The organism is Streptomyces hamibioticus (genome assembly GCF_047946815.1).
Classification (GTDB): domain Bacteria; phylum Actinomycetota; class Actinomycetes; order Streptomycetales; family Streptomycetaceae; genus Streptomyces.
Window position 1 is genome coordinate 4,313,778 of the sequence record NZ_JBKKQY010000001.1, and the last position, 25,681, is coordinate 4,339,458.

Annotated in this window: 21 protein-coding genes; 14 read left to right on the forward strand and 7 right to left on the reverse strand. The window is 72.0% G+C overall.

Translation table 11 applies throughout. The features are described 5' to 3' along the window. A complete protein-coding gene (locus ACLGIH_RS19505) occupies positions 1-1,065 on the reverse strand; it encodes an energy-coupling factor ABC transporter permease (protein WP_416526520.1) in 1,065 nt (354 codons plus the stop codon). Between the two features lie 179 nt (positions 1,066-1,244). Here ACLGIH_RS19505 and ACLGIH_RS19510 point away from each other — a divergent pair, with 179 nt between their 5' ends. Then, positions 1,245-1,628 carry an SsgA family sporulation/cell division regulator gene (locus ACLGIH_RS19510; protein ID WP_416526521.1) on the forward strand — a complete coding sequence of 128 codons (384 nt, stop codon included), beginning with the start codon at positions 1,245-1,247 and terminating at the stop codon, positions 1,626-1,628. A gap of 34 nt (positions 1,629-1,662) precedes the next feature. Here the strand turns inward: ACLGIH_RS19510 and ACLGIH_RS19515 are convergent, their stop codons facing one another. The 3 genes from ACLGIH_RS19515 to ACLGIH_RS19525 form a co-directional block, all read right to left on the reverse strand. Further along, positions 1,663-3,336 carry a penicillin-binding transpeptidase domain-containing protein gene (locus tag ACLGIH_RS19515; RefSeq protein WP_416526522.1) on the reverse strand — a complete coding sequence of 558 codons (1,674 nt, stop codon included), beginning with the start codon at positions 3,334-3,336 and terminating at the stop codon, positions 1,663-1,665. A gap of 76 nt (positions 3,337-3,412) precedes the next feature. Next, on the reverse strand, positions 3,413-5,050 hold the full coding sequence (locus ACLGIH_RS19520; protein ID WP_416526523.1) for a penicillin-binding transpeptidase domain-containing protein: 1,638 nt from the start codon (positions 5,048-5,050) through the stop codon (positions 3,413-3,415). 140 nt (positions 5,051-5,190) lie between these two features. Next, complete coding sequence (locus tag ACLGIH_RS19525; protein WP_416526524.1) at positions 5,191-6,933, reverse strand: dolichyl-phosphate-mannose--protein mannosyltransferase; 1,743 nt, start codon at positions 6,931-6,933, stop codon at positions 5,191-5,193. Positions 6,934-7,041: 108 nt separating this feature from the next. Between ACLGIH_RS19525 and rsmI the strand changes: the two genes are divergently transcribed. The 6 genes from rsmI (at position 7,042) to ACLGIH_RS19555 (ending at position 13,018) form a co-directional block, all read left to right on the forward strand. Beyond that, positions 7,042-7,899, forward strand: a complete 858-nt coding sequence (gene rsmI, locus ACLGIH_RS19530) for a 16S rRNA (cytidine(1402)-2'-O)-methyltransferase (RefSeq protein ID WP_416526525.1) — start codon at positions 7,042-7,044, stop codon at positions 7,897-7,899. Between the two features lie 127 nt (positions 7,900-8,026). Further along, the gene (locus tag ACLGIH_RS19535; protein WP_416526526.1) at positions 8,027-8,467 is read left to right on the forward strand and encodes a hypothetical protein; all 441 of its coding nucleotides are present in this window, start codon (positions 8,027-8,029) and stop codon (positions 8,465-8,467) included. A 46-nt stretch (positions 8,468-8,513) separates the two neighbouring features. After that, positions 8,514-9,407 (forward strand): TatD family hydrolase, encoded by an 894-nt coding sequence (locus ACLGIH_RS19540; RefSeq protein WP_416526527.1) that lies wholly within the window; start codon positions 8,514-8,516, stop codon positions 9,405-9,407. A 100-nt stretch (positions 9,408-9,507) separates the two neighbouring features. After that, entirely contained in the window at positions 9,508-10,965 is a 1,458-nt protein-coding gene (locus ACLGIH_RS19545; protein ID WP_416526528.1) for a ubiquitin-like domain-containing protein, read from the forward strand. 275 nt (positions 10,966-11,240) lie between these two features. After that, a complete protein-coding gene (rsmA, locus tag ACLGIH_RS19550; protein WP_416526529.1) occupies positions 11,241-12,128 on the forward strand; it encodes a 16S rRNA (adenine(1518)-N(6)/adenine(1519)-N(6))-dimethyltransferase RsmA in 888 nt (295 codons plus the stop codon). After that, positions 12,125-13,018, forward strand: a complete 894-nt coding sequence (locus ACLGIH_RS19555; protein ID WP_416526530.1) for a 4-(cytidine 5'-diphospho)-2-C-methyl-D-erythritol kinase — start codon at positions 12,125-12,127, stop codon at positions 13,016-13,018. Before rsmA ends, ACLGIH_RS19555 begins: the two co-directional genes overlap by 4 nt. Before the next feature lie 11 nt (positions 13,019-13,029). Here the strand turns inward: ACLGIH_RS19555 and ACLGIH_RS19560 are convergent, their stop codons facing one another. Beyond that, positions 13,030-13,185: a hypothetical protein gene (locus ACLGIH_RS19560; RefSeq protein ID WP_416526531.1), complete on the reverse strand. Its 156-nt coding sequence runs from the start codon at positions 13,183-13,185 to the stop codon at positions 13,030-13,032. Positions 13,186-13,301: 116 nt separating this feature from the next. On the opposite strand from ACLGIH_RS19560, the gene ACLGIH_RS19565 reads away from it, so the two are divergent. The 4 genes from ACLGIH_RS19565 to ACLGIH_RS19580 all read left to right on the forward strand — a co-directional run bounded on the left by ACLGIH_RS19565 (position 13,302) and on the right by ACLGIH_RS19580 (position 20,082). Continuing rightward, positions 13,302-15,110 (forward strand): ABC-F family ATP-binding cassette domain-containing protein, encoded by a 1,809-nt coding sequence (locus ACLGIH_RS19565; protein WP_416526532.1) that lies wholly within the window; start codon positions 13,302-13,304, stop codon positions 15,108-15,110. A gap of 255 nt (positions 15,111-15,365) precedes the next feature. Continuing rightward, complete coding sequence (locus ACLGIH_RS19570; protein WP_416526533.1) at positions 15,366-17,171, forward strand: outer membrane protein assembly factor BamB family protein; 1,806 nt, start codon at positions 15,366-15,368, stop codon at positions 17,169-17,171. A gap of 96 nt (positions 17,172-17,267) precedes the next feature. Further along, on the forward strand, positions 17,268-19,184 hold the full coding sequence (locus ACLGIH_RS19575; RefSeq protein WP_416526534.1) for an outer membrane protein assembly factor BamB family protein: 1,917 nt from the start codon (positions 17,268-17,270) through the stop codon (positions 19,182-19,184). Between the two features lie 211 nt (positions 19,185-19,395). Then, positions 19,396-20,082, forward strand: coding sequence for a helix-turn-helix transcriptional regulator (locus tag ACLGIH_RS19580; RefSeq protein ID WP_416526535.1), 687 nt, complete (start codon positions 19,396-19,398; stop codon positions 20,080-20,082). Positions 20,083-20,253: 171 nt separating this feature from the next. Here ACLGIH_RS19580 and ACLGIH_RS19585 read toward each other — a convergent pair whose 3' ends face one another. Both ACLGIH_RS19585 and ACLGIH_RS19590 read right to left on the reverse strand, forming a co-directional pair. After that, a complete protein-coding gene (locus ACLGIH_RS19585) occupies positions 20,254-20,565 on the reverse strand; it encodes a hypothetical protein (protein ID WP_416526536.1) in 312 nt (103 codons plus the stop codon). Between the two features lie 21 nt (positions 20,566-20,586). Beyond that, entirely contained in the window at positions 20,587-22,266 is a 1,680-nt protein-coding gene (locus tag ACLGIH_RS19590) for a sodium:solute symporter family protein (RefSeq protein ID WP_416526537.1), read from the reverse strand. Positions 22,267-22,457: 191 nt separating this feature from the next. On the opposite strand from ACLGIH_RS19590, the gene galT reads away from it, so the two are divergent. From galT to galK, 3 genes are read left to right on the forward strand one after another with little or no spacing between them, the layout of a single operon-like run. Then, the gene (galT, locus tag ACLGIH_RS19595; RefSeq protein WP_416526538.1) at positions 22,458-23,516 is read left to right on the forward strand and encodes a galactose-1-phosphate uridylyltransferase; all 1,059 of its coding nucleotides are present in this window, start codon (positions 22,458-22,460) and stop codon (positions 23,514-23,516) included. Beyond that, entirely contained in the window at positions 23,516-24,511 is a 996-nt protein-coding gene (gene galE, locus ACLGIH_RS19600; RefSeq protein ID WP_416526539.1) for a UDP-glucose 4-epimerase GalE, read from the forward strand. The genes galT and galE overlap by 1 nt, the downstream gene beginning before the upstream one ends. Continuing rightward, positions 24,508-25,671: a galactokinase gene (gene galK / locus ACLGIH_RS19605; RefSeq protein WP_416526540.1), complete on the forward strand. Its 1,164-nt coding sequence runs from the start codon at positions 24,508-24,510 to the stop codon at positions 25,669-25,671. The genes galE and galK overlap by 4 nt, the downstream gene beginning before the upstream one ends. The last annotated feature ends 10 nt before the right edge of the window (positions 25,672-25,681 follow it).

Genomic DNA, 25,681 nt, shown 5'->3' on the forward strand with positions numbered 1-25,681 from the left:
TCAGACGCGCTCCGCGGTCTCGGTCGAGGCCGGCGAGGTGTCGTCGGAGCGCCGCCTGCGCACCGCCCAGAACACCGCGCTGCCCGCCACCACCGTGACGCCGACGCCGATCACGCCCGCCAGGCCGCCGGAGAGACGGGCGTCGTCGATGTCCTTGACGCCGTAGTCGGCGAGCGGGGAGCCGGCGGTCGCGTGCTCCTCGGTCTCGGCGTCGATGCCCTTGTCGGCCGCGACCTTCTCCAGCCCGTCGGGGTCGGCGGAGGCGTAGAAGCTGACGAACCCGGCCAGCACCAGGGAGGCGGCCAGGCCGGCCGCCCACACCTTGCGGGGGGAGCGCGCGGCGGCGGACGCGGGGGCCGCCGGCTCGGAGTCCGGGGCGTCGACCAGTTCGCCGCCCACGCGCAGCTTCAGGCGCTGCTGCATCCCCCGGGCGCCGTGGACCAGGTCCGGGCGTACGGCGATCACGGCGCCGACGGTCAGCGCGGTGATCACCGCCTCGCCGATGCCGATCAGGATGTGCACGCCGACCATGGCGGTGGCGACCTTGCCGATCGCGACGTCCGTGGTGCCGCCGATCCAGTACAGCAGCGTGAAGGCCAGCGCGGCGGCCGGCACGGAGACCAGGGCGGCGACGAAGGCCGCGGCGGTCACCGAGCGGCGGGAGCGCGGCAGTACCTTCACCAGGCCCCGGAAGAGGGCGTAGGCGACGACCGTGCCGACGATCGCCATGTCGGTGATGTTCACGCCCAGCGCGGTCAGGCCGCCGTCGGCGAAGAGGACGCCCTGCATGAGCAGGACGACGGAGATGCAGAGCATGCCGGTGTAGGGGCCGACGAGTATCGCGGCCAGCGCTCCGCCCAGCAGATGCCCGCTGGTGCCGGCCGCGACGGGGAAGTTCAGCATCTGCACCGCGAAGATGAACGCCGCCACCAGCCCCGCCAGCGGGGCCGTCCGCTCGTCCAGCTCCCGGCGCGCACCGCGCAGACCGACCGCGATGGCGCCCGCGGCGACGACACCGGTCACGGCGGAGGTCGGGGCGTTGATGAATCCGTCAGGTACATGCACGGTTAGATGGTGGGGCTTGTTGCAACCACTTTGCAAGAGCCAAGCCCAAGCCTTTACCTGCCACTTATCTCACATCTGGTATCCGCCCCGAGGGGCAGGAACCGGGAAGTGTGCGACATTGGAGTGGGGGTGGGACCTTCAGCTCTCCCGCAGGTGGCACAGCGTAAAGGGGCCATCCGATGTCCGTAGTCGAACAGTACGCACGAGCCCACATCCTCACCGACACGGACGTCCCGGACCAGGACGACGGCGGTGCCGTACCGGTCGTCCTGCGGTACGACCCCGAGGACGACCCCCGCTCCGTGCGGATGGGCATACCCGTACGGCAGCCCGGCGCCGCCCCCCGCTCCCGCGAGTGGATCTTCGCGCGGTCCCTGCTGGAGCAGGGGCTCAGGGCCCCGGCCGGCACCGGTGAGGTGCGGGTGTGGCCGTGCGGCCGGGTGCAGGCCGTCGTCGAGTTCCACACCCCGCAGGGCTGCTCGGTGGTGCAGTTCGAGACGAAGTCGCTGCGCCGCTTCCTGCGCCGGACCTACGCGGCGGCGACCCACCCGGTCCCGCACTAGGGCTTGTCCGACACGCCCCGGCGGTCCGTGCGGCTCAGCCGCCCGCCTTCAGCAGCGCGGCCACGATCGGGCCCGCCGTCTCGCCGCCGTGCCCGGCCGCCTGGACCACGCCCGCCGCGGCCAGGTCCCCCCGGTAGGCGGTGAACCAGCCGTTGGGCTTCTCCTGGTTGTCGACCTCCGCCGTACCGGTCTTGGCGCCGACGTCACCGCTGACCCCGGCCATCGCCCCCACCGCCGTACCGGCGGACGCCGTGTAGGACATCAGCTCGCGCAGCTGCGCCAGCGTCTGCGCGGACATCGTGCGCCGGGCCGTGGCGAGCTCGCGGCCGTCCACCGACGGGGAGACGAGATACGGCTGGTGGAAGGTGCCGGACTTGACGGTCGCCGCCACCGAGGCCATGTTCAGCGGGTTCATCCGCACCCCGCCCTGCCCGATGAGGGAGGCGGCCATCGGGGCCGCGCTCTGCACCGGCACCGCGCCGTCGAAGGTGGGCACGCCGACCGACCAGTTGTTCATCGCCAGGCCGAAGACCTCCTGGGCCTGCTTGGTGAGGTCGTCGTTCTTCAGCTCGGGCGCCTGGCTGATGAAGGCGGTGTTGCAGGAGCGGGCGAAGCTGGCCTTGAAGGTGCCGCCCTTGATCTCGAACTTGTCGTCGTTGTGGAACTTCCAGCCGCCGTAGCTGAAGTACTTCGGGCACGGGTGCTGCTCGTCCATCGACGCCAGGCCCTTCTCGATCAGCAGCGACGAGGTGATGACCTTCATCGTCGAGCCGGGGGCCAGCGAGCCCTGGAAGGCGGTGTTGAAGCCGTGGCCGCTGTTGGCCACGGCGAGGATCTCGCCGGTCGACGCACGCGTGACCACGACCGACGCCCGGGCCTTCTTCGCCACCTGCTCCTCGGCGGCGGCCTGGAGCTTCGGGTCCAGCGTCGTCTTCACGGTGCCGGGCGTCCCCTTGCTCAGCTGCAGCAGGGTCTTGTCGGACAGCTTCCGCTTCTTCGACTCCTCGCCGCGCAGCACGCGCAGCTCGATCCCCGGCGTGCCCCCGGCCTTCTCGCCGTACTTGTCGCGCAGGCCGTCCAGGACCGAGCCGAGCGAGGGGTACTCGGCCGTGGTCAGCTCACCGCCGTCCCGGTCCAGCGCCTTCACCGGCGGGTCCCCGGCCTCCCCGGTGACCAGCTTGTCGCCGTCCTCCAGCTCCGGGTGGACGACGGAGGGCCGCCAGTCGACGCGCGGCGTGCCGTCGCCGGGGGCGCGTACGACCGTCAGGGCGCTGTCGTACGTCAGCGGCTTGCGGGCGTCCTCGTGCACCACCGTCGCCTTGACGGAGAAGGGGACCTTGTCGCCGGCGGGGGCGGCGGGGGTGAGGGTGACGTCCTCGATGCCGGCGTCCTTGCCGTAGCCGGTGAGCAGGGCCGCGGCGGCCTTCGCGTCGTCGGTGAGGGCGGCCGCCTCGGCGACGTCACCCTGCTGCCAGGCGCTGAGGAAGCGCCCGGCCGTCCCGGTGACCTCGGCCTTCGTCAGCGGGCCGGTGCGCGGCTGCTCCCCGGCCGCCGTGGACGCCGTCCGGCTGCCGTCCTCGGAGCCCGGGCCGCCGTACAGCGCGTAGGCACCGACTCCGGCGCCGCCGGCGACGACCGCGGCGATCACCCCGCCGATCACGGCGGGTCTGGTGTTCCGTCGCACGGCGACGCGTCTTCTGTTGCCCACAGCTTTCCGTTCCCTCGCTCGCCCTCACGCTCTCAACGACGGGACTCACAGTAGGGTCCCGGCGGTTGCAGTGGGATCAGCCACCGGCCCGCAGCACGTCCGCCACGATCGGGCCGGCCGCGTCGCCGCCGTGACCGGCGCCCTGGGCCATCGCCGCCGCCGCGACGTCGCCCCGGAAGCCGGTGAACCAGCTGTCGGACACGGCCTTCCCGTCGACCTCGGCCGAGCCGGTCTTGGCGCCGATGTCGCCGCCGAGCCCCGACATCGCCTGCTGCGCGGTGCCCTGCGTGGCGGTCAGCCGCATCATCTGCTTCAGCTGGGCGGCGGTGCTCTGCGGCAGTCCCCTGGCGGTGGCCAGCTGCCGGCCGTCCAGGTCCGGGGAGACCAGGTAGGGCTGGCGGAAGGTGCCGGTGATGGCGGTCGCCGTCACCGAGGCCATGTTCAGCGGGTTCATCTGCACCTGCCCCTGCCCGATGGCGTTCGCCGCCCGGTCCGGGCCGCTGACGGCGGGCACACTGCCGTCGAAGGAGGTGACGCCGGTCTTCCAGTCGTTCCGGCCGAGCCCGAACCGCTCCTGGGCCTCCGCCGTCAGCGAGGCGTCGGTGAGCGGGGCCTCGTCGATCAGCTTGATGAAGGCGGTGTTGCAGGACCGCAGGAAGCTGTTGGCCAGCGTTGCGCCCTCGTCGGGCTGCATACCGGTGAGGTTCTTGAAGGTCTGGCTCTGCCAGGTGGCCGTGTCGGGGCAGGGCGCCGGACCGTTCATGGCGGTCACGCCGTTGTCGATGAGCATCGCGGCGGTGATGATCTTCATGGTGGAGCCGGGCGCGACCGCGCCCTCGAAGGCCGCGTTGAAGCCGTCCGGCCGGTTGTTCGCCACGGCGAGGATCTCGCCGGTGCTCGGCTTGACCGCCACCACCGACGACCTGTCGTACCGCTTCACCGCCCGCTCGGCCGCCGCCTGCACGTTCGCGCTGAGCGTGGTGCGCAGCCTGCCGGGCTCGCCCTCGGCCAGGGTCAGCAGCGGGGTGTCGGCGGCTCCGTCGGCCGCGTGCCGGATCACCAGCTCGACACCGGGCTCGCCGCCCGCCCGGTCGCCGTACTTCTGGCGCAGTGTGTCCAGGACCGGGCCGAGCGAGGGGTACTTCTCCCTCGTCAGCACGGTGCCGTTCCGGTCGACGGCCTCGACCGGCGGGCTCGCCGACTCCTCGGTGACCAGGGTGTCGCCGTCCTTCAGCTGCGGATGGACGACGGACGGCTGCCAGTCGACGAGGGCCCGCCCGGTGGTGATCCCGCGTACGACGGTCAGCTCGCTCTTGTACGTCAGCGGCTCGGACTTCCCCTCGTACGACACCGTCGCCTTCACCGTGAAGGGCACCTTCGTGCCGGTCGCGGTGCCGGGCGTGACGGTCACGTCCTCGATGTGCGCGTCCTCGCCGTAGGCCGCGAGCAGCGCCTCGGCCTCCGTGCCGTTGTTGGTGTACCCCGCCGCCTGCGCGGCCTGGCCCTTCGACCAGGCCGCGAAGAACTTCTCCGTCGTCTGCCGCACCTCGTCCCGGCTCGGCGGCCCGGACTTCTTCGTCTCGGCCCCGCCCGCGCTCGCGCCGGAACCCCCGCCGTTCACCGCCGAGACGATGTTGAAGGCGCCGTACCCGGCCCCGCCCACCATCACGGCGAACACTCCGCCTATGACGGCGGCCTTGACCCCCCTGGCCATCAGTGGATCCCTCCCCTTGGGCCTCCTGCCCGCCCCCGATCTCTTGAACGCGTTCAGAAAGCAGTTGTGTCATGCACTCTAGGCGCAGGGAGTGACCGGTGGTACGGCCGTTATCCGTTTGTTGGCCGAACGGAGACCGCTCAGACCCACGTGTCCAGCCACATCCGCGACCGCCAGTCGTCGATGGGGATGGCGGTGCCGGTGTACAGGGGCCAGAAGTAGATGAAGTTCCAGGCGATCAGCAGCACCAGTACGCCCGCGCCCGTCGCTCCCGCCACCCGCCGGGCGTCGCCGGCGCCGGGCCGGCCGACGATCGCCCCCAGCAGCATCGCCACCGCCAGGCACAGGAACGGCAGGAAGACGACGGCGTAGAAGAGGAAGATCGTGCGCTCCTGGTACAGGAACCACGGCAGATAGCCGGCCGCGAGGCCGCAGGCGATGGCGCCCGCCCGCCAGTCCCGCCGGAACGCCCAGCGCCACAGGACGTACAGCAGCGCGAAGCAGCCCACCCACCACAGCAGCGGCGTGCCCAGCGCCAGCACCTCGCGGGCGCACTTCTCGGCCGCGTCCGCCGGGCAGCCGTCCGTGCCGGGCGCGGGCGACTCGTAGAAGTAGGAGACCGGGCGGCCCAGGACGAGCCAGCTCCACGGATTCGACTCGTAGGTGTGCGGCGAGGTCAGACCGGTGTGGAACTCCAGCACCTGCGACTCGTAGTGCCACAGGCTGCGCCACCAGTCCGGGAACAGCCAGGACCAGGCGCTGTCCTTGCCGTCGGTGCCCGCCCAGTTGCGGTAGTAGCCGCCGGTGCCGTCGGCCGGGGAGAAGATCCACCCGGCCCAGGACCAGACGTAGGTGACGAGCGCGACCGGGACCGTCGCCAGGAACGCCCAGCCGAGGTCGCGCTTGAGCACGGCCAGGTGCGGCCGGTGGGCGCCCGCGACCCGGCGCGCGGCCACGTCCCACAGCACGGTCATCACGCAGAACGCCGCCATGATGTACAGGCCGTTCCACTTGGTCCCGATGGCCAGCCCCAGCATCAGGCCCGCCGCCCAGCGCCACGGCCGCCACCCGATGCGGGTCGTCTCGGCGATGTGCGCGTCCGGGCGCACCCGGCCGTCGGCGTCGACCGGGAGCGCGGCGGCGAGCTTCTCGCGCGCCCGGTCGCGGTCGACCAGCAGGCAGCCGAACGCGGCCAGCACGAAGAACACCAGCACGCTGTCCAGCAGCGCGGTCCGGCTCATCACGAAGGCCAGCCCGTCCACCGCCAGCAGCGCGCCCGCCAGGCAGCCCAGGAACGTCGAGCGCAGCAGGCGCCGCCCGATCCGGCACAGCAGCAGCACCGACAGCGTGCCGAGCAGCGCCGTCATGAACCGCCAGCCGAACGGGTCGAAGCCGAACATCAGCTCGCCGAGCCCGATGACGTACTTGCCGACCGGCGGATGCACGACGTACGCCGCGTCCGTCGGGATCGGCACGTCGCCGCCCGAGTTCAGGATCAGGTCGTTGGCGTTCTTGTCCCAGTTGACCTCGAAGCCGCGGTGGATCAGCGCCCACGCGTCCTTGGCGTAGTACGTCTCGTCGAATATCACCGCCTTCGGGCTGCCCAGGTTCCAGAACCGCAGCACGCCCGCCAGCAGCGTCACCAGCAGCGGCCCGAGCCACCCCGACCAGCGCACGACCCGGTCGGCCAGCGGCTCGGACAGGCCGAAGAAGACCCACAGCCGCGGGCCCGGCCGGGTGTACGGCGGCACCAGCCGGTCGCGGACGTCGCCCTGGGGCCCCGCCGTGTATCCGAAGCGGCGCAGCCGTTGCTGCCAGGCAGGCCGCTGGTCGTGCGGTGCCTGGTCCTGCCGGGTGTCCATGGAGGACGCGGTACTGGTCACCGCGCCATCGTAGGGAACCCGTCTGTACGAGTCCCGCCGTTGCCCCTGCGCGGATCGGAAAAGGTGCCCTGTGGGGGGTTCGCCGGGCGGTGCTGGGAGGATGGAGAGGTGACAGTGGCACCCGGAACCCTGGTCCTCGCCGGCACCCCCATCGGGGACATCGCCGACGCCCCGCCCCGGCTCGCCGAGGAGCTGGCCGGCGCCGACGTCGTCGCCGCCGAGGACACCCGGCGGCTGCGCCGGCTCACCCAGGCCCTCGGCGTCACCCCGAAGGGCCGGGTGGTGTCGTACTTCGAGGGCAACGAGTCGGCCCGCACCCCCGAGCTGGTCGAGGAACTGGTGGGCGGCGCGCGCGTGCTGCTGGTGACCGACGCCGGGATGCCGTCGGTGTCCGACCCCGGGTACCGGCTGGTCGCCGCGGCCGTCGAGCGGGACGTCCGCGTCACCGCCGTGCCCGGTCCGTCCGCGGTGCTCACCGCGCTCGCCCTGTCCGGGCTGCCGGTCGACCGCTTCTGCTTCGAGGGCTTCCTGCCGCGCAAGGGGGGCGAGCGGCGTTCGCGGCTGCGCGAGGTCGCCGGGGAGCGCCGCACCCTCGTGTACTTCGAGGCCCCGCACCGGCTCGACGACACGCTCGCCGCGATGGCCGAGGTGTTCGGCGAGGAGCGGCGGGCCGCCGTCTGCCGGGAGCTGACCAAGACGTACGAGGAGGTCAGGCGCGGCCCGCTGGGCGAGCTGGCCGCTTGGGCGGCCGAGGGCGTGCGCGGCGAGATCACCGTCGTGGTCGAGGGCGCACCGGACACGGGACCCGAGGAGATCGGCGCCGAGGAACTGGTGCGCCGGGTGCGGGTCCGCGAGGAGGCGGGGGAGCGGCGCAAGGAGGCGATCGCCGCGGTGGCCGTCGAGGCGGGGGTGCCCAAGCGCGAGGTGTTCGACGCGGTGGTGGCGGCGAAGAACTCCGCGGGGTGAACGGCGGGGCAGGTCCGCCCCATGGGCCGGCAAAGACACCGGGCGCTGTGGCAAACGATGCCCAAATCGGCGCCAATTGTTTGACAGGTCCGGTGCTTTCGGGCCGGTCGAGGAGTCCACTGGACGTATGGACGAGACCGCAGGAACCGACGCCGTGGTGCACGAGTCGTACTCCTTCGCCTGCATGCGCTGCGGGTACGGCTGGGAGCAGTCCTACGCGATCGAGCACCACACGGACGCCGAGGGCAGGGAGGTCGTGCGGTACCTGGCGGACGGCCGGATCGTGCCCTCCCCGCTGACCCGGCCCACCTGCCAGAACTGCGACGGCCATGTGGTGCGGATCATGCGGCCCGGGCGGGTGGCCTCGGTGCGCGGCGCCGCCCACCAGCAGCGCCGGGTGCCGCCCGCAGGGCCTGTGGAGGTGCCGCAGGTGCCGGGGCAGGCGCAGGCGCCGGGGCGGACGGGGGCGCCGGGCCGGACGGGTGCCTCGCGCCGGGCCGGCGATCGGCACCACTGGCACCTGTCCGACCTCCTCCAGGCCCTCCACCTGCACCGCAGGGCGGGCTGACCGCTCCGGAGGGCCGCCGCGCCCGCCCCTTTCGTAGGATCGGGGCATGTCTTCGAACGCCCCGGCCTGCAAGCGCGACAAGCACGAGTCGCCGCCGCTCCCCGACCCCCTCCGTGTGCCGGTCGCCGACTCGCACACCCACCTCGACATGCAGTCCGGCACGGTCGAGGAGGCCCTCGCGAAGGCCGCGTCGGTCGGGGTGACGACGGTCGTGCAGGTCGGCTGCGACGTGAAGGGCTCGCGCTGGGCGGCCGAGACCGCGGCGGCGCACGGCAGCGTCCACGCCACCGTCGCCCTGCACCCGAACGAGGCGCCCCGCATCGTGCACGGTGACCCGGACGGCTGGTCCCGGCAGGGGGCCCGCGAGCCCGGCGGGGACACGGGGCTCGACGAGGCCCTCGCCGAGATCGACCGGCTGGCGGCCCTGCCGCAGGTCAAGGGTGTCGGCGAGACGGGACTCGACTACTTCCGCACCGGGGACGAGGGCAAGGAGGCGCAGGAGCGCTCCTTCCGCGCCCACATCGAGATCGCCAAGCGGCACGGCAAGGCCCTGGTCATCCACGACCGCGACGCCCACGCGGACGTGCTGCGCGTGCTGAAGGAGGAGGGCGCCCCCGAGCGCACCGTCTTCCACTGCTACTCGGGCGACGCCGAGATGGCCGAGGCCTGCGCCCGCGCCGGGTACTTCATGTCCTTCGCCGGCAACGTCACCTTCAAGAACGCCCACAACCTGCGCGACGCGCTCGCCGCGGCGCCGCTGGAGCTGGTCCTGGTGGAGACCGACGCGCCGTTCCTGACGCCGGTGCCCTACCGCGGCCGGCCCAACGCGCCCTATCTGGTGCCGGTCACGGTGCGTGCGATGGCCGCCGTGCGGGGCATCGACGAGGACGCGATGGCGACGGCCCTCGGGGCGAACACGGCACGGGCTTTCGCCTATTGACGCACGCTGTGTAGCCGCGCCGCTTTGGAGAGTGACGATCGCTCGGCTAGGTTCTGGGGGCCCGATCCGGAAAGCCTCTGGACCGCTGGAGCGTGTCGGCGTGAGCAAGTCGCAGTTCGAGACGTACGAGACGTACGAGACGTACGACCAGACGTACGGCGAGAAGTACGGCGAGACCTATGGGGCGTACGGGGCCTATGAGACCCACCAGGCACACGACGCTCACGGCGCCTACGGGGCGCACGCGCGCTACCAGCCGCCGTACGAGCCGCCGTACGAGCCGTATGACGTGCACTCCGCGCCGACGCTGCCCTACGCCGACACCTACCGGCCCGCCTACGAGTCGCCCGAGTGGCCGCGGCCGCCCGCGCCGACGGAACCGGTGCTGCCCCGGCAGAGCGCTCCACTTCCCGAGCCCGGTGGACGCGGTGCGCGCCGGCGCAGGGCGCGGTACGCCGAGCGCGCGGACGGCTCCGTACGCCGGCTGCTGCCGCGGGCGCTGGTCGTGGCGTTCCTCGCGGGCGGCACCACCGCCTTCGTCGCCGAGGACAAGGCGGTGCGGCTGACCGTCGACGGCGAACCGCGCACGCTGCACACCTTCGCCGACGACGTGGGTGAGCTGCTCGCCGAGGAGGGCGTCCAGGTCGGCGCCCACGACATGATCGCCCCTGCTCCCGGCGCCGAGCTGACCAGCGGCGACGAGATCGCCGTCCGGCACGGCCGTCCGGTGCTGCTCACCCTGGACGGCAGCCGGCGCCAGGTGTGGACGACGGCGGAGACGGTCGAAGGGGCGCTCCGGCAGCTCGGGGTGCGCGCGGAGGGCGCGTACCTGTCCACCTCGCGCTCCCGGCACATCGGCCGCGAGGGCCTCGCCCTGGACGTGCGCACCGAGCGGGTCGTCACCGTCATGGCCGACGGCCGCGCCCGCACGGTCCGCACCAACGCGGCGACCGTGCGGGAGGCCGTCGAGGAGGCCGGGGTGTCCCTGCGCGGCGAGGACACCACCTCCGTCCCGCCCGGCAGCTTCCCGCGCGACGGGCAGACCGTGACCGTGCTGCGGATCAAGGGCGAGAAGAAGGTCCACGAGGAGGCCATCCCGTTCCCGGTGCGGCGCATGCAGGACGCCTCCCTCTACCGGGGCACGGAGGTCGTCCGGCAGGCCGGGCGGCCGGGACTGCGGCGGACGACGTACGCCGTGCGCACCGTCAACGGGGTCCGGCAGAAGCCGCGCCGGATCGAGACCGAGGTGGTGCGCGAGCCGCGCGCCCAGGTGGTGCACGTCGGCACGAAGCCGCGACCGACGTCCGTGCAGGGCGCCGACCATCTGAACTGGCAGGGCCTGGCGGCGTGCGAGTCCGGGGGCCGGCCGGACGCGGTCGACCCCTCGGGGACGTACGGCGGCCTGTACCAGTTCGACACCCGGACCTGGCAGAGCCTCGGCGGCCAGGGCCGCCCCGAGGACGCGCCGGCCGCGGAGCAGACGTACCGGGCGAAGAAGCTGTACGTGCGCCAGGGTGCGAGCCCCTGGCCGCACTGCGGCGCCCGGCTGCACGGATGACCTCGCACGAGCGGGTGCCCCACCCACTCGCCCCGACCACCCCACGGCTGCCGCGGACTGCTTCGGGGTGTGGGTTGCGGTGGTCGCCGATTGCTCCGGGTCGCGGGCCGTGGCTGCCGCGGACTGCTTCGGAGTGTGAGCTGCGGCCGCCGCCGACCGCCCCGGGTCGCGTGCTGCGGCGGCCGTCGGCCGCTTCCGGCCGTGAGCCGTGGCCGCCGTCGGCCGCCCCCGGTGACCTGGCGCCACCCCCGTCCGCCCCCGGCTACCCTTGCGGGGTGAGCAGCCCCACCCCGCACGATGCCCTGCTGGGCCCCGCCGATGTCCGTGAGCTGGCGGCAGCCCTCGGCGTCCGCCCCACCAAGCAGCGCGGCCAGAACTTCGTGATCGACGCGAACACCGTCCGGCGGATCGTCCGCACCGCCGACGTCCGCCCGGACGACGTCGTGGTCGAGGTCGGGCCGGGGCTCGGCTCGCTCACCCTGGCGCTGCTGGAGGCCGCCGACCGGGTCACCGCCGTGGAGATCGACGACGTCCTCGCCGCGGCCCTGCCCGCCACCGTCGCCGCCCGCATGCCCGAGCGCGCCGAGCGGTTCGCGCTCGTCCACTCCGACGCCATGCACGTCACCGAGCTGCCCGGCCCGGCGCCGACCGCGCTGGTCGCCAACCTGCCCTACAACGTGGCCGTGCCCGTGCTCCTGCACATGCTCGACACCTTCCCGACCATCGAGCGCACCCTCGTCATGGTCCAGGCGGAGGTCGCCGACCGCCTCGCCGCTGGCCCGGGCTCCAGGGTGTACGGCGTGCCGTCCGTGAAGGCGAACTGGTACGCCGAGGTCAAGCGGGCCGGTGCCATCGGCCGCAACGTCTTCTGGCCGGCGCCGAACGTGGACAGCGGGCTGGTGTCGCTGGTCCGCCGCACCGAACCGATCAAGACGACCGCCTCCAAGAAGGAGGTCTTCGCCGTTGTCGACGCCGCGTTCGCGCAGCGTCGCAAGACCCTGCGGGCCGCGCTCGCCGGGTGGGCCGGGTCGGCCCCCGCCGCGGAGGCCGCGCTGGTCGCCGCCGGGGTGTCGCCGCAGGCGCGGGGGGAGTCCCTGACCGTCGAGGAGTTCGCGCGCGTCGCCGAACAGCGCGGCGCCGCACCCGAGGAGTCCGCCACGTGAGCGTCACCGTCCGCGTCCCCGCCAAGGTCAACGTCCAGCTCGCGGTGGGCGCCGCCCGCCCGGACGGCTACCACGACCTGGCCAACGTCTTCCTCGCCGTCGGCCTGTACGACGAGATCACCGTGACCCCGGCCGACGAGCTGCGCGTCACCTGCGCGGGCCCGGACGCCGGCCAGGTCCCCCTGGACCGCACCAACCTCGCGGCCCGCGCCGCCCTCGCCCTCGCCGAGCGCTACGGCCGTGAGCCCGCCGTCCACCTCCACATCGCCAAGGACATCCCCGTCGCCGGCGGCATGGCGGGCGGCAGCGCGGACGGCGCCGGCGCGCTGGTCGCCTGCGACGCCCTGTGGGGCACCGGCGCCCCCCGCGACGAACTGCTCGCCCTCTGCGCCGAGCTGGGCAGCGATGTGCCGTTCAGCCTGATCGGCGGGGCGGCGCTGGGAACCGGCCGCGGCGAGAAGCTGACGGAGCTGGAGGTGGGCGGCACCTTCCACTGGGTGTTCGCGATGGCCCGGCACGGGCTGTCCACGCCGGCGGTCTTCCGCGAGTTCGACCGGCTGGCGCAGGGGCAGGACATCCCCGAGCCGGCCGCCGCGCAGCCGGTGCTGGACGCGCTCGCCGAGGGCGACCCCGGCGCCCTCGCCGTCGCCGTCTCCAACGACCTCCAGCCCGCCGCGCTCTCCCTCTTCCCCGAGCTGTCGGACACCCTCGCGGCGGGCCGCGCGGCGGGGGCGCTGGCCGCGCTGGTCTCCGGCTCCGGCCCGACCACGGCCTTCCTCGCCGCGGACGCCGAGTCGGCGGCCGAGGTGGCGGCGGTGCTCCGGGCGTCGGGCACCTGCAAGTCGGTGCGCACGGCGGAGGGGCCGGTACCGGGGGCGACGGTGGTCTGAGCGGGCTCGGGTCAGAGTTCGTCGACGGCGGTCAGGCCGATGCCGATGGAGTAGGGCTTCCCGACCTTGAGTCCGGCGGGCAGTCCCGTGCGCAGACCCCACACCAACAGGTCGATGACGTTCGCGTGGTTCCTCCCAGGGACGGGATCCTGCTGCCTGTCCTGCACGGTAGCGGGACGGTCCGACATGCGTCACTACGAAGAGTGACGTCCCCCGTCCGCGTCACCCCGCCCCCCGCAGGGCCTACGCTTGAAGGCTGATCGATCCCCCAGGCAGGAGAGAAATGGCCGTCAACCTGGTCAATGTCGAGAACGTCAGCAAGGTGTACGGCACCCGTGCCCTGCTCGACGGGGTCTCCCTCGGAGTCTCCGAAGGCGACCGCATCGGCGTCGTCGGCCGCAACGGCGACGGCAAGACCACGCTGATCCGGATGCTCGCCAAGCTGGAGGAGACCGACACCGGCCGGGTCACCCACTCCGGCGGGCTCCGCCTGGGCGTGCTCACCCAGCACGACTCCCTCGACCCGGAGGCCACCGTGCGCCACGAGGTCATCCGGGACCTGGCCGACCACGAGTGGGCGGGCAACGCCAAGATCCGCGACGTACTGACGGGGCTGTTCGGCGGGCTGGACCTGCCCGGGTTCCCGCAGGGGCTGGACACCGTCATCGGACCGCTCTCCGGCGGTGAGCGGCGCCGCATCGCGCTCGCCAAGCTGCTCATCGACGAACAGGACCTCATCGTCCTGGACGAGCCCACCAACCACCTCGACGTCGAGGGCATCGCCTGGCTCGCCCGGCACCTGCGCGAGCGGCGCTCCGCGCTGGTCTGCGTCACCCACGACCGGTGGTTCCTGGACCAGGTCTGCACCCGCATGTGGGACGTGCAGCGCGGCGTCGTCCACGAGTACGAGGGCGGCTACTCGGACTACGTCTTCGCCCGCGCCGAGCGCGAGCGCATCGCCGCCACCGAGGAGGCCAAGCGGCAGAACCTGGTCCGCAAGGAGCTGGCCTGGCTGCGGCGCGGAGCGCCCGCCCGCACCTCCAAGCCGCGCTTCCGCGTCGAGGCCGCCAACGAGCTGATCAAGGACGTGCCGCCGCCCCGGGACAGCAGCGAGCTGATGAAGTTCGCCTCCTCCCGGCTCGGCAAGACCGTGTTCGACCTGGAGGACGTCACCGTCCAGGCCGGTCCCAAGGTGCTGCTGAAGCACGTGACCTGGCAGCTCGGCCCGGGTGACCGGATCGGCCTCGTCGGCGTCAACGGCGCCGGCAAGACCTCCCTGCTGCGCGCCCTCGCCGACGCCGCCGTGAGCGACGGGGAGCAGCAGCCCGCGGGCGGCCGGGTCCGCGTCGGCAGGACCGTGAAGCTGGCCTACCTGTCGCAGGAGGTCGACGAACTCGACCCCCGCTGGCGGGTGCTGGAGGCCGTGCAGCGGGTCCGCGAGCGCGTCGACCTCGGCAAGGGGCGCGAGATGACCGCCGGGCAGCTGTGCGAGACGTTCGGCTTCGGCAAGGAGAAGCAGTGGACGCCGGTCGGCGACCTGTCCGGCGGTGAGCGGCGCCGGCTCCAGCTGCTGCGCCTGCTCATGGCCGAACCCAACGTCCTCTTCCTCGACGAGCCCACCAACGACCTCGACATCGAGACCCTGACCCAGCTGGAGGACGTCCTCGACGGCTGGCCCGGCTCGATGATCGTCATCTCCCACGACCGGTTCTTCATCGAGCGCACCACCGACCGCGTGTTCGCCCTGCTCGGCGACGGCACCCTGCGGATGCTGCCGCGCGGCATCGACGAATACCTGGAGCGGCGCCGGAAGATGGAGGAGGCCGCCGCGGCGAACGTCCCGGCGGCCAGGCCGGCCGCGGAGACGTCCGAGAAGAGCGCCGCCGACCAGCGCGCCGCCAAGAAGGAACTCCAGAAGATCGAGCGCCAGCTGGACCGGATCTCCGAGAAGGAGAGCAAGCTGCACGCGCGGATCGCCGACAACGCCACCGACTTCGCGAAGGTGGCGGAACTGGACGCCGAACTGCGGGAACTGACCGGGCAGCGCGAGGAGCTGGAAATGCGCTGGCTGGAACTCGCGGAGGACGCCTGAGCCCCGAAGGCGAGGACGTCCGGGTCCTGCGTGCGGGGCGCGCGTGGCGTGAAGGGGGCGTGAAGGCGCGTAACGAGGGCATCACGGGCGGGTCCTCCCTTGGGTACAGGGGCGGACGCGGCCCGGTGTGCCCTCGATGCCGGGTGATAGAAAGGGCCGGCAGAGCACCGCGCTCGTAACTGCCCGAGTCGTCTCCAAGACGACTGCGTACCACAGGGCGTGGCTAAAAATCAGTGAGTAAGGGGGAACGCGCTGATGACTCAGCCGCCCAACCAGCCGCCGCAGCCCGGTGGCTTCGGAGCACCGCAGGATCCGCCACCGTCGGGGGGCTTCGGAGCCCCGCAGCCCCCGCCGCCTCCGCACGGCGCGCCGGGCACTCCGCCGCCTCCGCAGGGCCCGCCGGGCACTCCGCCGACCCCGCCGGCCGGGGCGCCGCAGCCGGGGTACGGGTACCCGCAGCAGCCGGGGCCCTACGGCGCGCCGCAGCAGCCCGGCCCGTACAACTCCGGTCCCTACGCCCAGCCCCAGCAGCCCGGCCCGTACGGGCAGCAGCCCGGTTACGGCTATCCGCAGCAGCCCCAGTTCCCCGGCGCGCCCGGCACCCCGCCGCCCGGCTCCGGCCCCGGCGGCTGGTTCAAGGGCAAGCCCGCCATCGCCATCGGCGCGGCCGTCGCGGCGCTGCTGGTCATCGGCGCCACGGTGTGGGCGGTCACCGGCAGCGGCGACGACGGCAAGGACAAGAAGCCCGTCGCCCAGCAGAGCGACGACGCCAAGCCGTCCGAGCCCGGCAGCGACCCGGTCAACCCCGGTGACGGCGACGGTGACGGCGGCGAGGACCCGGACGACCTCAACGAGGGACGCCAGGCCGGCGAGGCCAAGGTGCTCTGGTACAAGGAGGCGCCCGACGCGCCCGGTTCCGGCGCCGACGCCCCCGGCATGTGGATCACCGACAAGACCGCGGTGAAGGCGGCGTACAAGCAGCTCTTCGCCTACAACGTCGGGGACGGCAAGCCCACCTGGGACGCCATCACCTTCCCGCAGAAGATCTGCGCGGTCACTCCGGAGAAGACCGCCGACGACAAGATCGTCGTCGCGTACATGAGCGGCTCCAGCGACCGCGCCGAGTGCAACCAGCTCCAGGAGATCGACCTCGCCACCGGCGAGAAGGGCTGGAAGGAGGAGGTCGCGGACGGCGAGCTGTTCGACTCGACCCTGTCCATCGAGATGACGGTCGTCGACGACGTCCTGATGGTCGGCCGCTCCCAGTCCGGCACGGCGTACGACGTGACCAGCGGCAAGAAGCTCTACGACAAGAAGCGGTACGGCGACGCCTGCTTCCCCGCCGGGTTCGCCGGCGGCAGTGGCAAGCTGATCCAGGTCGCCTCCTGCGGCGCCGGCGGCACCAACGAGCACGACGAGATGCAGGGGCTCGACCCGAGGACCGGCAAGGTCCAGTGGACGTACAAGTACGACAAGGGCTGGCGGATCGGCCGGACCTACTCCGTCGATCCGCTGGTCGTCTACGCCACCAACGAGGACAAGAAGGTCTGGAACATCTCCACCTTCGAGCGTGGCAAGGTCACCTCACAGGTCGATGTCGACGAGGACTTCGCCCCCGAGTGCGGCTGGGCCATCCTCGACCGCGACCTCCAGGGCTGCCAGGGCGTCGCCGTCGACGACGACACCCTCTACCTGCCCACCAAGGCGACCACCGGCGCCAACGAGATCGTCGCGATCAACCTCTCCAACGGCAAGGAGAAGTGGCGGGCGAAGTCGCCTGCGGAGGAGTCGATGACGCCGATGCAGGTCGAGGGCGGCAAGCTCATCGCGTACGTGCAGCCCTCCTACGACGCCGGCGGCCAGGTCGTCTCCATCCCGACGGGCGGCGGCAGCCACGAGCCGACGAAGCTGCTGCAGAACCCGCAGGGGGCCGCGCAGGTCGAGAACAGCTTCTTCTCCGCGGACATCGCGTGGGTCGACGGGCGCTTCTACCTCTCCAGCACCCGGCTGACCGGCAACGACGACACGAAGGAGAAGTTGATGCTGGCCTACGGCAAGTGACCTTCCTTCCGGTCTCTCCGGTCTCTCCGGTCCTCTTCCTCTCCTTCTCCTCTTCTTCTTCTCCTCCTCCGAGTTCTTCCGCGAGGTACTCACGTCATGACCCAGCCGCCGCCTCCGCCGCCCAACCAGCCGCCGCAGGGGGGAGGTTTCGGTCCGCCCCCTGAACAGCCGCCGCAGCAGCCGGCGCCGCAGCAGCCTGCGTCGCCCGAGGGCGGGCCGGACCTCGCCTTGCCCCAGCCGGGTTACGGCTACCCGCAGACGCCCCCCGCGCCGCAGGGCGCGCCGGCGGCTCCGCCCACCCCGCCGGCCGGGGCACCGCAGCCCGGGTACGGCTACCCGCAGACGCCGCCGGCTCCGCAGCCGGGGTACGGCTACCCGGGGCAGCCGCAGCCGGGCGGGTACGGCACGCCCCAGCCGGGCGCGTACGGCACGCCGCCGTCCGGGCCCGGCGGGTACGGGACGCCGCCGTACGGCCAGCAGCCGCCCGGCCCCGGGTACGGCTATCCGCAGGCCACGGTGCCGATGGCGCCGCAGCCCGGCCCGGGCGGCGGGCGGAAGATCAACGCCCAGGTCGCCATCATCGTCTCGGCCGTCGTCGCGATCGCCCTGATCATCGGCACCGGTGTGTGGTACGCCAACTCCTCCGGCAAGGACGGCGACAAGAACAGCAGCGCCGACTCCGGTGGCGGGGACGAGAAGAACGGCGACGGTGGCGGGGACGGCGGCAAGACGGCGGGCGGCAAGGAGAAGGCGCCGTCCGACCCCGGTGCCAAGGTGCTCTTCCAGGTGCCGGCGCCCGCGGTGAGCAAGGACCTCCGCAGCGTCGTCGTCTCCGGGTCGTGGCTCACCGACAAGGTGTACGCCAAGAGCGGCATCGCCGAGATCGTCGGCTACGACCCCGAAAAGGGCAGCGAGCTGTGGAAGCTGCCGCTGGACGGCCCGGTGTGCACGGCCACCGATCACATCACCGACGACAACAAGACGGTCGTCGTCTACCAGCCGGACATGCCGACCAAGGCCAAGAGCCACCACGGCTGCAGCCAGGTCGCCGTGATCGACCTCGACACCGGCAAGAAGCTGTGGACGAAGACCGGCAAGACCGGTGACCGGCCGATCTCCGTCGACAACGTCACGATCAGCGGCAACACGGTGGCCGCCGGCAGCACCAGCGGCGGGGTCGCCTGGGACATCGACTCCGGCGACCAGCTGTGGAGCCCCAAGCCGACCGACACCTGCTACGACGCCGGCTACGGCGGCGGCGAGAAGCTGGTCGCGGTGCGCAAGTGCGGCTCCTACGACGCCCGTCAGCTGCACATCCAGACCGTCGACCCGAAGTCCGGGAAGGTGATCTCGGAGTACAAGATGGCCAAGGGCATCGAGTACGCGGGCATCGTGTCGACCAACCCGCTGGTGGTCTCCGCCGACGTCGGCGACTCCGCCGGGGACGGCAGCGGCATCTCGGACTTCTTCTCCATCGACAACAAGACTGGCAAGCTGCGCGCGCGCATCTCCGCGCCGGGCGAGGAGTTCGCGGCCCGCTGCGACAACATCTCCCGAGTCGAGCACTGCTCGGGGCTCGCGGTCGGCAACGACCGGCTGTACATCCCGACCGAGGAGCACGAGGGCAGCGGCGAGGGCTACAGCCGGACCAACGAGGTCGTCGCGTTCGACCTGGCCACCGGTAAGCAGACCGGGCAGCGGGCCGACGCGGGCGAGGGCTACACGATCATTCCGCTGCGGATGGACGGCGGCAATGTGCTGGCGTACAAGCGCCCGCCCTATGACAAGGGCGGGCAGGTCGTGAGCATCGACGGCGGGTCGTTCAAGCAGACGACGCTGCTGGAGAACCCGGCGACGGAGCAGGTGCGCGACGTGGAGACCAGCATGTCGCCGGACTACTCCGAGCTGCTGTACGGGCAGGGGCGGCTGTACATGTCGCAGGTGTACGCCAGTGAGCTGACCAGCGGGGACGACAAGGAGTATCTGGCGGTGGCGTTCGGCACGAACGGCTGAGCGGCACCGGTACGTGTGTGCGGGTCACGGCCCCGTCCCTGAGCAGGGACGGGGCCGTGACGCGTGACGCGTGACGCGAGGAATCTCGGCGATCCGGGGCAGTTCTTACCGGTAGGGAGAGCGCGACGCCGAACGAGCGTGTAGCTTCCGGGCATCGCGGATCAGGCGTCGCGGATCAGGGACCGGGGATCGGGGACTGGGGGGTTGCTCGATGGGAGTGCGGCTGATGGTGGTCGACGACCACCGATTGCTCGCCGAGGCGCTGGCCTCGGCGCTGAAGCTGCGTGGACACCGGGTGCTGGCCGCGGCGGCGCCCGCCGCGGGTGCGGCGGAGCTGGTGATCACCCGGGCGCCGGAGGTGTGCCTGCTGGGTACGGCGATGCCGGCCGAGCCGGGGATCTTCGACCCGGTCGTGAAGATCAAGCGGGAGCGTCCGCAGGTGGCGGTACTGGTGCTGGGGCCGGTGCCGAGTCCGCGCGGCATCGCGGCGGCGTTCGCGGCCGGGGCGTCGGGATATGTGCGGCACGACGAGCGCATCGAGGGGGTCGAGCGCGCGATCATGAAGGCGCGGGCGGGGGAGGCGGCGGTGGCGCCGGGGTTGTTGCAGGGGGCGTTCGGGGAACTGCTGAACCCGGTGGCGCAACCGGACGACGAGGGGCAGCGGCTGTTGCAGATGCTCACGCCGCGGGAGGTCGAAGTACTGGTGCGGGTCGCCGACGGGGAGGACACCCGGCTGATCGCGGCGGGCATGGGCATCGCGCCTTCGACGGCCCGTACGCACGTTCAGCGGGTCCTGATGAAACTGGGGGTCGGGTCCCGCCTGGAGGCAGCGGCCCTGGCGGCCCGCACGGGCCTGCTGGAGCGGGCGGGTCCGGTACGCCGGGGCGTCACCGACTGAGGTGTGTTGTGCGGCGGGTGCGGCGTGGTGGGTGGATGCCTGCGGCGCGAACGGGGCGACTGCGGGCAGCGCCCCGGCCAGTCGCCCCATGCGCGCCGCGGGCGGCACCCCGTTCCGCCGGGCTGCGCGACGCCCCGCCGTCAGCCGGGCCGCGCGGTCACCGGCTCGGCGCTACTCGTCCCGTTCCTCCGGTACCGGAGCCGGTGGCGGTGGGGCCGTGGGCCTCAGCTTCAGCCACAGCAGGAACAGCAGGCCCAGGAGCAGCATCCCCAGCCCGGTCCACAGGTTGATGTTCACGCCCTCCGCCTTGGCGATGTCGGCGTCGGACGCCGTGAATCCCGCGATGGTGACGATGACGCCGTAGATGACGAACAGGCCGCCGATGATCCGCCGGATGTCGAACAGCTTCGCGGCCGTCGCGGACTTGGTCTCCAGCTCGGAGACCTCCCGCTGGACGTCCTTCTCGGAGTAGAACTCGGACATACTCTCTCCATCCTCCCGCAATCAGAACGAGAACGGGATGTAGCAGGCGGCGGCCAGCACCACCGCACCCCACCCCAGCAGCGCCGGCTTCCGGTACCACGCGTCGTCGCCCTCGGCCGGCGGCTCGGCCATGCCGGGCGAGCGGGTGCCGTAGACCAGGCCCTGGAGTTCGGAGGCCGGCTTGGGCTTGGTGAACAGGGTCACGCCGACCATCACCACCGCGCCGGCCACGAACCCGGCGATCGCGGAGACGAAGTTGGCGCCCTGGTCGGACGGGATGTCGATGATCCCCTGCTCGTAGATGACGAAGTAGTTGACCATCGCGGCGGTGGTGCCCGCGAGCAGGCCCCAGAAGCCGGACTTCATGGACGCCCGCTTCCAGAACATGCCGATGATGAAGACCACGAACATCGGCACGTTGAAGAAGGAGAACAGCGTCTGGAGGTACGCCATGATGTTCGAGAAGGACGACGCCAGGAACGCCGTGCCGATCGACGCCAGCACCCCGATCGCGGTGATCAGCCGGCCGAAGCGCACGTAGTAGTCGTCCCGGCGGCCCTTCGCCACGTACCTGGACCAGATGTCGTTGGTGAAGACCGTGTTGAAGGCGGAGATGTTGGCCGCCATGCCCGCCATGAACGCGGCGAGCAGACCGGTCACCGCGATGCCGAGCACACCGTTGGGCAGCAGCTGCTGCATCAGGTACGGGATGGCGTCGTTGTACTGGTAGCCCGACCCCGGTGTGCCGAACCGGGGGATCAGCGCCGCGGCGACCAGGCCCGGGATCATCACCAGGAAGACGATGAAGACCTTGGGGAACGCCGCGATGAGCGGGGTCCGCTTGGCCGCCGAGAGGTTCCTCGCGGACAGCGCGCGCTGCACCTCGGCGAAGTTCGTCGTCCAGTAGCCGAAGGACAGGACGAAGCCGAGGCCGAGGACGATGGTCAGCCAGTTGGCGCCCAGCGGGTTGTCGCTGCCGATGCCGGTGCCGCCCCAGGCGGTCATGAAGTTGTCGCCGCGCTGCGCGGTCAGGGTGTCGGACAGGCCGTCCCAGCCACCGACCGACCGCAGGCCGAGGATCGTGATCGGGATGAGGGCGGCCATGATCACGAAGAACTGGAGAACCTCGTTGTAGATCGCCGAGGAGAGGCCGCCGAGGGTGATGTAGGCGAGCACGAAGAAGCCGGCGACCACGATGGCCACCCACTGCGGCCAGCCGAGCAGTGCCTCGACGACGATCGCGAGGGCGTAGAGGTTCACCCCGGCGATCAGGATCGAAGCCGCGGCGAACAGGATCGAACTCAGCAGGTGGGCCGCCTTGTCGAAGCGGAGGAGGAGGAACTCCGGGACCGAGCGGACCTTGCTGCCGTAGTAGAACGGCATCATCACCAGGCCGAGGAAGACCATGGCCGGGATGGCGCCGATCCAGTACCAGTGCGTGGTGTAGACGCCGTACTGGGCACTGTTGGCGGCCATGCCGAGGATCTCGGTGGCACCCAGGTTGGCGGCGATGAACGCCAGGCCGGTCACCCAGGCCGGCAGGGAGCGTCCGGAGAGGAAGAAGTCCAGGCTCGTCTTGACCGAGCGGCGGGCGGCGAATCCGATGCCGAGGACGGCGACGAAGTAGATCCCGAGGATCACATAGTCGAGCCAGTTGGTCGGGAGCCGAAGCTCCGCGGCCAGATATGTGGGGGTTTCCATAAGCACTCGCTTCGTTGCGCGAACTGGTCCAGAGCGGAACCTACGCCTCCGTGTTCAGTAATTGAACACTTCTGATGGTGAGCTTTGTTGGATCGTGATGCGATCACGTCGCTGGTGGATTGTGATGTGTTATGTTTGGTTGTGTTGAGTGAATGGGTGTGGCGGATGTAGCGGCGCAGAGGAGCCCGGCAGTGAAGAAGACCTCGACCCGACTGGCCGACGGTCGCGAGCTCGTCTACTACGACCTGCGCGACGACACGGTGCGCGAAGCGGTCGACCGCCGGCCGCTGGAGCGGACGGTGACCACCTCCGAGATCCGCCCCGACCCGCTGCTCGGTGACGCGGTCGCCGTCGCCTCGCACCGCCAGGGCCGGACGTATCACCCGCCCGCCGACGAGTGCCCCCTGTGCCCGTCCGCGGGCGACCGGCTGAGCGAGATCCCCGATTCCTCGTACGACGTCGTGGTCTTCGAGAACCGCTTCCCCTCCCTGGCCGGCGACTCCGGCCGCTGCGAGGTCGTCTGCTTCACCTCCGACCACGACGCCTCCTTCGCCGATCTGAGCGAGGAGCAGGCCCGGCTCGTCCTCGACGCCTGGACGGACCGGACGTCGGAGCTGTCGCATCTGGCCTCCGTTGAACAGGTGTTCTGCTTCGAGAACCGCGGCGCCGAGATCGGTGTGACACTGGGTCACCCGCACGGGCAGATCTACGCCTACCCGTTCACCACGCCGCGCACCGCGCGGATGCTCCGTTCACTCGCGGCCCACAAGGAGGCCACCGGCGGGGAGAACCTGTTCGACGCGGTCCTGGAGCGGGAACTGTCCGGCGAACGGGTGGTCCTGGAGGGTGAACACTGGGCGGCCTTCGTGCCGTACTCCGCCCACTGGCCGTACGAGGTGCACCTGTACCCCAAGCGGCGGGTGCCGGACCTGCTCGGGCTCGACGAGGCGGCCCGCACGGAGTTTCCCCAGGTCTATCTGGAACTCTTGAAGCGCTTCGACCGGATCTTCGGCACCGGTGAGCCTCCGACGCCGTACATCGCGGCCTGGCACCAGGCCCCGTTCGGGCAGCTGGAGGAGTTCGACGGGGTGACGCGGGACGACTTCGCGCTCCACCTCGAGCTTTTCACCATCCGCCGGACGTCCGGCAAGCTGAAGTTCCTCGCGGGCTCCGAGTCCGGCATGAACGTGTTCATCAACGACGTGCCCCCGGAGCGCGCGGCCGAGCGACTGCGAGAGGTAGCGAGTTGATGAGCGGGAAGTACCTGGTGACGGGCGGCGCGGGCTACGTCGGCAGCGTCGTCGCCCAGCATCTGCTTCAGGCCGGCCACGAGGTCACGGTCCTCGACAACCTCTCGACGGGCTTCCGGGAGGGCGTCCCGGCCGGGGCCTCCTTCATCGAGGGCGACATCCGCGACGCCGCCGAGTGGCTGGACGCGTCGTACGACGCCGTGCTGCACTTCGCCGCCTTCTCCCAGGTCGGCGAGTCGGTGGTGAAGCCCGAGAAGTACTGGGACAACAACGTAGGCGGCACCATGGCCCTGCTGGCGGCGATGCGCACGGCGGGCGTCCGCAGGCTGGTCTTCTCGTCGACGGCGGCGACGTACGGCGAACCGGAGCAGGTCCCGATCGTGGAGTCCGCCCCGACCCGGCCCACGAACCCCTACGGCGCCTCCAAGCTCGCCGTCGACCACATGATCACGGGCGAGGCGGCGGCGCACGGACTGGGCGCGGTCTCGCTCCGGTACTTCAACGTGGCGGGCGCGTACGGCGACTGCGGCGAGCGCCACGACCCGGAGTCCCATCTGATCCCGCTCGTGCTCCAGGTGGCGCAGGGCCGCCGGGACGCCATCTCCGTCTACGGCGACGACTATCCGACGCCGGACGGCACCTGCGTCCGCGACTACATCCACGTCGCCGACCTGGCCGAGGCCCATCTGCTGGCCCTCGGCGCGGCCACTCCCGGCGAGCACCTGATCTGCAACCTCGGCAACGGCAACGGCTTCTCGGTCCGTGAGGTCGTCGAGACCGCCCGCCGGGTGACGGGCCATCCGATCCCCGAGGTGGTGGCCCCGCGCCGGGGCGGCGACCCGGCGGTCCTGGTCGCCTCGGCCGGCACGGCCCGCGAGAAGCTGGGCTGGCGCCCCTCCCGCGCGGACCTCGCCGGGATCGTCGCGGACGCGTGGGAGTTCGCGCAGCGGCGCGCGAAGCAGACATACGACCGAGGTCAGGGGAACAGGGCATGAGCGAGGCTGTCGCGCAGCGGGTCGCCGAACGATTCGGCGAGCTCTACGGGCACGGCCCGGAAGGGGTGTGGGCGGCCCCGGGCCGGGTCAACCTCATCGGCGAGCACACCGACTACAACGACGGCTTCGTCATGCCGTTCGCCCTGCCGCACACGGCGGTGGCGGCGGTGTCGCGCCGCGAGGACGGCGTACTGCGCCTGCACTCGGCGGACATCGACGCCGGCGTGACGGAACTGCGGGTGACGGACCTGGCCCCGGACACGGACAAGGCCTGGACGGCGTACCCGGCGGGCGTGGTCTGGGCGCTGCGGGAGGCCGGCCACGAGGTGACCGGCGCCGACATCCACCTGGCCTCGACGGTCCCGGCGGGCGCGGGCCTGTCCTCGTCGGCGGCCCTGGAGGTCGTGGTGGCCCTGGCGCTGAACGACCTGTTCGGCCTGGGCCTGCGCGGCCGGCAGCTGGCCCGCCTGTGCCAGCGCGCGGAGAACGTCTACGTCGGCGCCCCGGTCGGCATCATGGACCAGACGGCCGCCGCCTGCTGCGAGGCCGGCCACGCCCTGTTCCTCGACACCCGCGATCTCTCCCAGCGCCAGATCCCCTTCGACCTGGCGGCCGAGGGCATGCGCCTGCTGGTCGTCGACACGCAGGTCAAGCACTCCCACAGCGAGGGTGAGTACGGCAAGCGCCGCACGGGCTGCGAGAAGGGCGCGGCCCTGCTGGGCGTGGACGCCCTGCGCGACGTCCCGTACGCCGGACTGGAGGCGGCGCTGGAGCGGCTGGGCGACGAGGAGGAGGTGCGCCGCCTGGTCCGCCACGTGGTGACGGAGGACGAGCGGGTGGAACGGGTGGTGTCGCTGCTGGAATCCGGCGACACCCGTGCCATCGGCCCGGTCCTGGTGGAGGGTCATGTGTCGCTGCGGGACGACTTCCGCATCTCCTGCCCGGAACTGGACCTGGTCGTCGACACCTCCCTGGCCGCCGGCGCCCTGGGCGCCCGCATGACGGGCGGCGGCTTCGGGGGCTCGGCGATCGTCCTGGCGGAGGCCGCCGACGTGGAGCCGGTCACGAAGGCGGTGGAAGAGGCCTTCACGACGGCGGGTTTCACGGCTCCGCGCGTGTTCGAGGCGGTGGCTTCGGCGGGGGCGCGGCGGTTGCGGTGAGCGGCGGGCG

Coding starts and splice junctions, on each gene's coding strand:
- ACLGIH_RS19585 (WP_416526536.1), bottom strand. CDS start 20,565: ATGTCCGAGTTCTACTCCGAGAAGGACGTCCAGCGGGAGGTCTCCGAG.
- ACLGIH_RS19535 (WP_416526526.1), top strand. CDS start 8,027: ATGGACGAGACCGCAGGAACCGACGCCGTGGTGCACGAGTCGTACTCC.
- ACLGIH_RS19580 (WP_416526535.1), top strand. CDS start 19,396: ATGGGAGTGCGGCTGATGGTGGTCGACGACCACCGATTGCTCGCCGAG.
- ACLGIH_RS19570 (WP_416526533.1), top strand. CDS start 15,366: ATGACTCAGCCGCCCAACCAGCCGCCGCAGCCCGGTGGCTTCGGAGCA.
- galK (WP_416526540.1), top strand. CDS start 24,508: ATGAGCGAGGCTGTCGCGCAGCGGGTCGCCGAACGATTCGGCGAGCTC.
- ACLGIH_RS19575 (WP_416526534.1), top strand. CDS start 17,268: ATGACCCAGCCGCCGCCTCCGCCGCCCAACCAGCCGCCGCAGGGGGGA.
- ACLGIH_RS19590 (WP_416526537.1), bottom strand. CDS start 22,266: ATGGAAACCCCCACATATCTGGCCGCGGAGCTTCGGCTCCCGACCAAC.
- ACLGIH_RS19540 (WP_416526527.1), top strand. CDS start 8,514: ATGTCTTCGAACGCCCCGGCCTGCAAGCGCGACAAGCACGAGTCGCCG.
- galE (WP_416526539.1), top strand. CDS start 23,516: ATGAGCGGGAAGTACCTGGTGACGGGCGGCGCGGGCTACGTCGGCAGC.
- ACLGIH_RS19510 (WP_416526521.1), top strand. CDS start 1,245: ATGTCCGTAGTCGAACAGTACGCACGAGCCCACATCCTCACCGACACG.
- ACLGIH_RS19565 (WP_416526532.1), top strand. CDS start 13,302: ATGGCCGTCAACCTGGTCAATGTCGAGAACGTCAGCAAGGTGTACGGC.
- ACLGIH_RS19520 (WP_416526523.1), bottom strand. CDS start 5,050: ATGGCCAGGGGGGTCAAGGCCGCCGTCATAGGCGGAGTGTTCGCCGTG.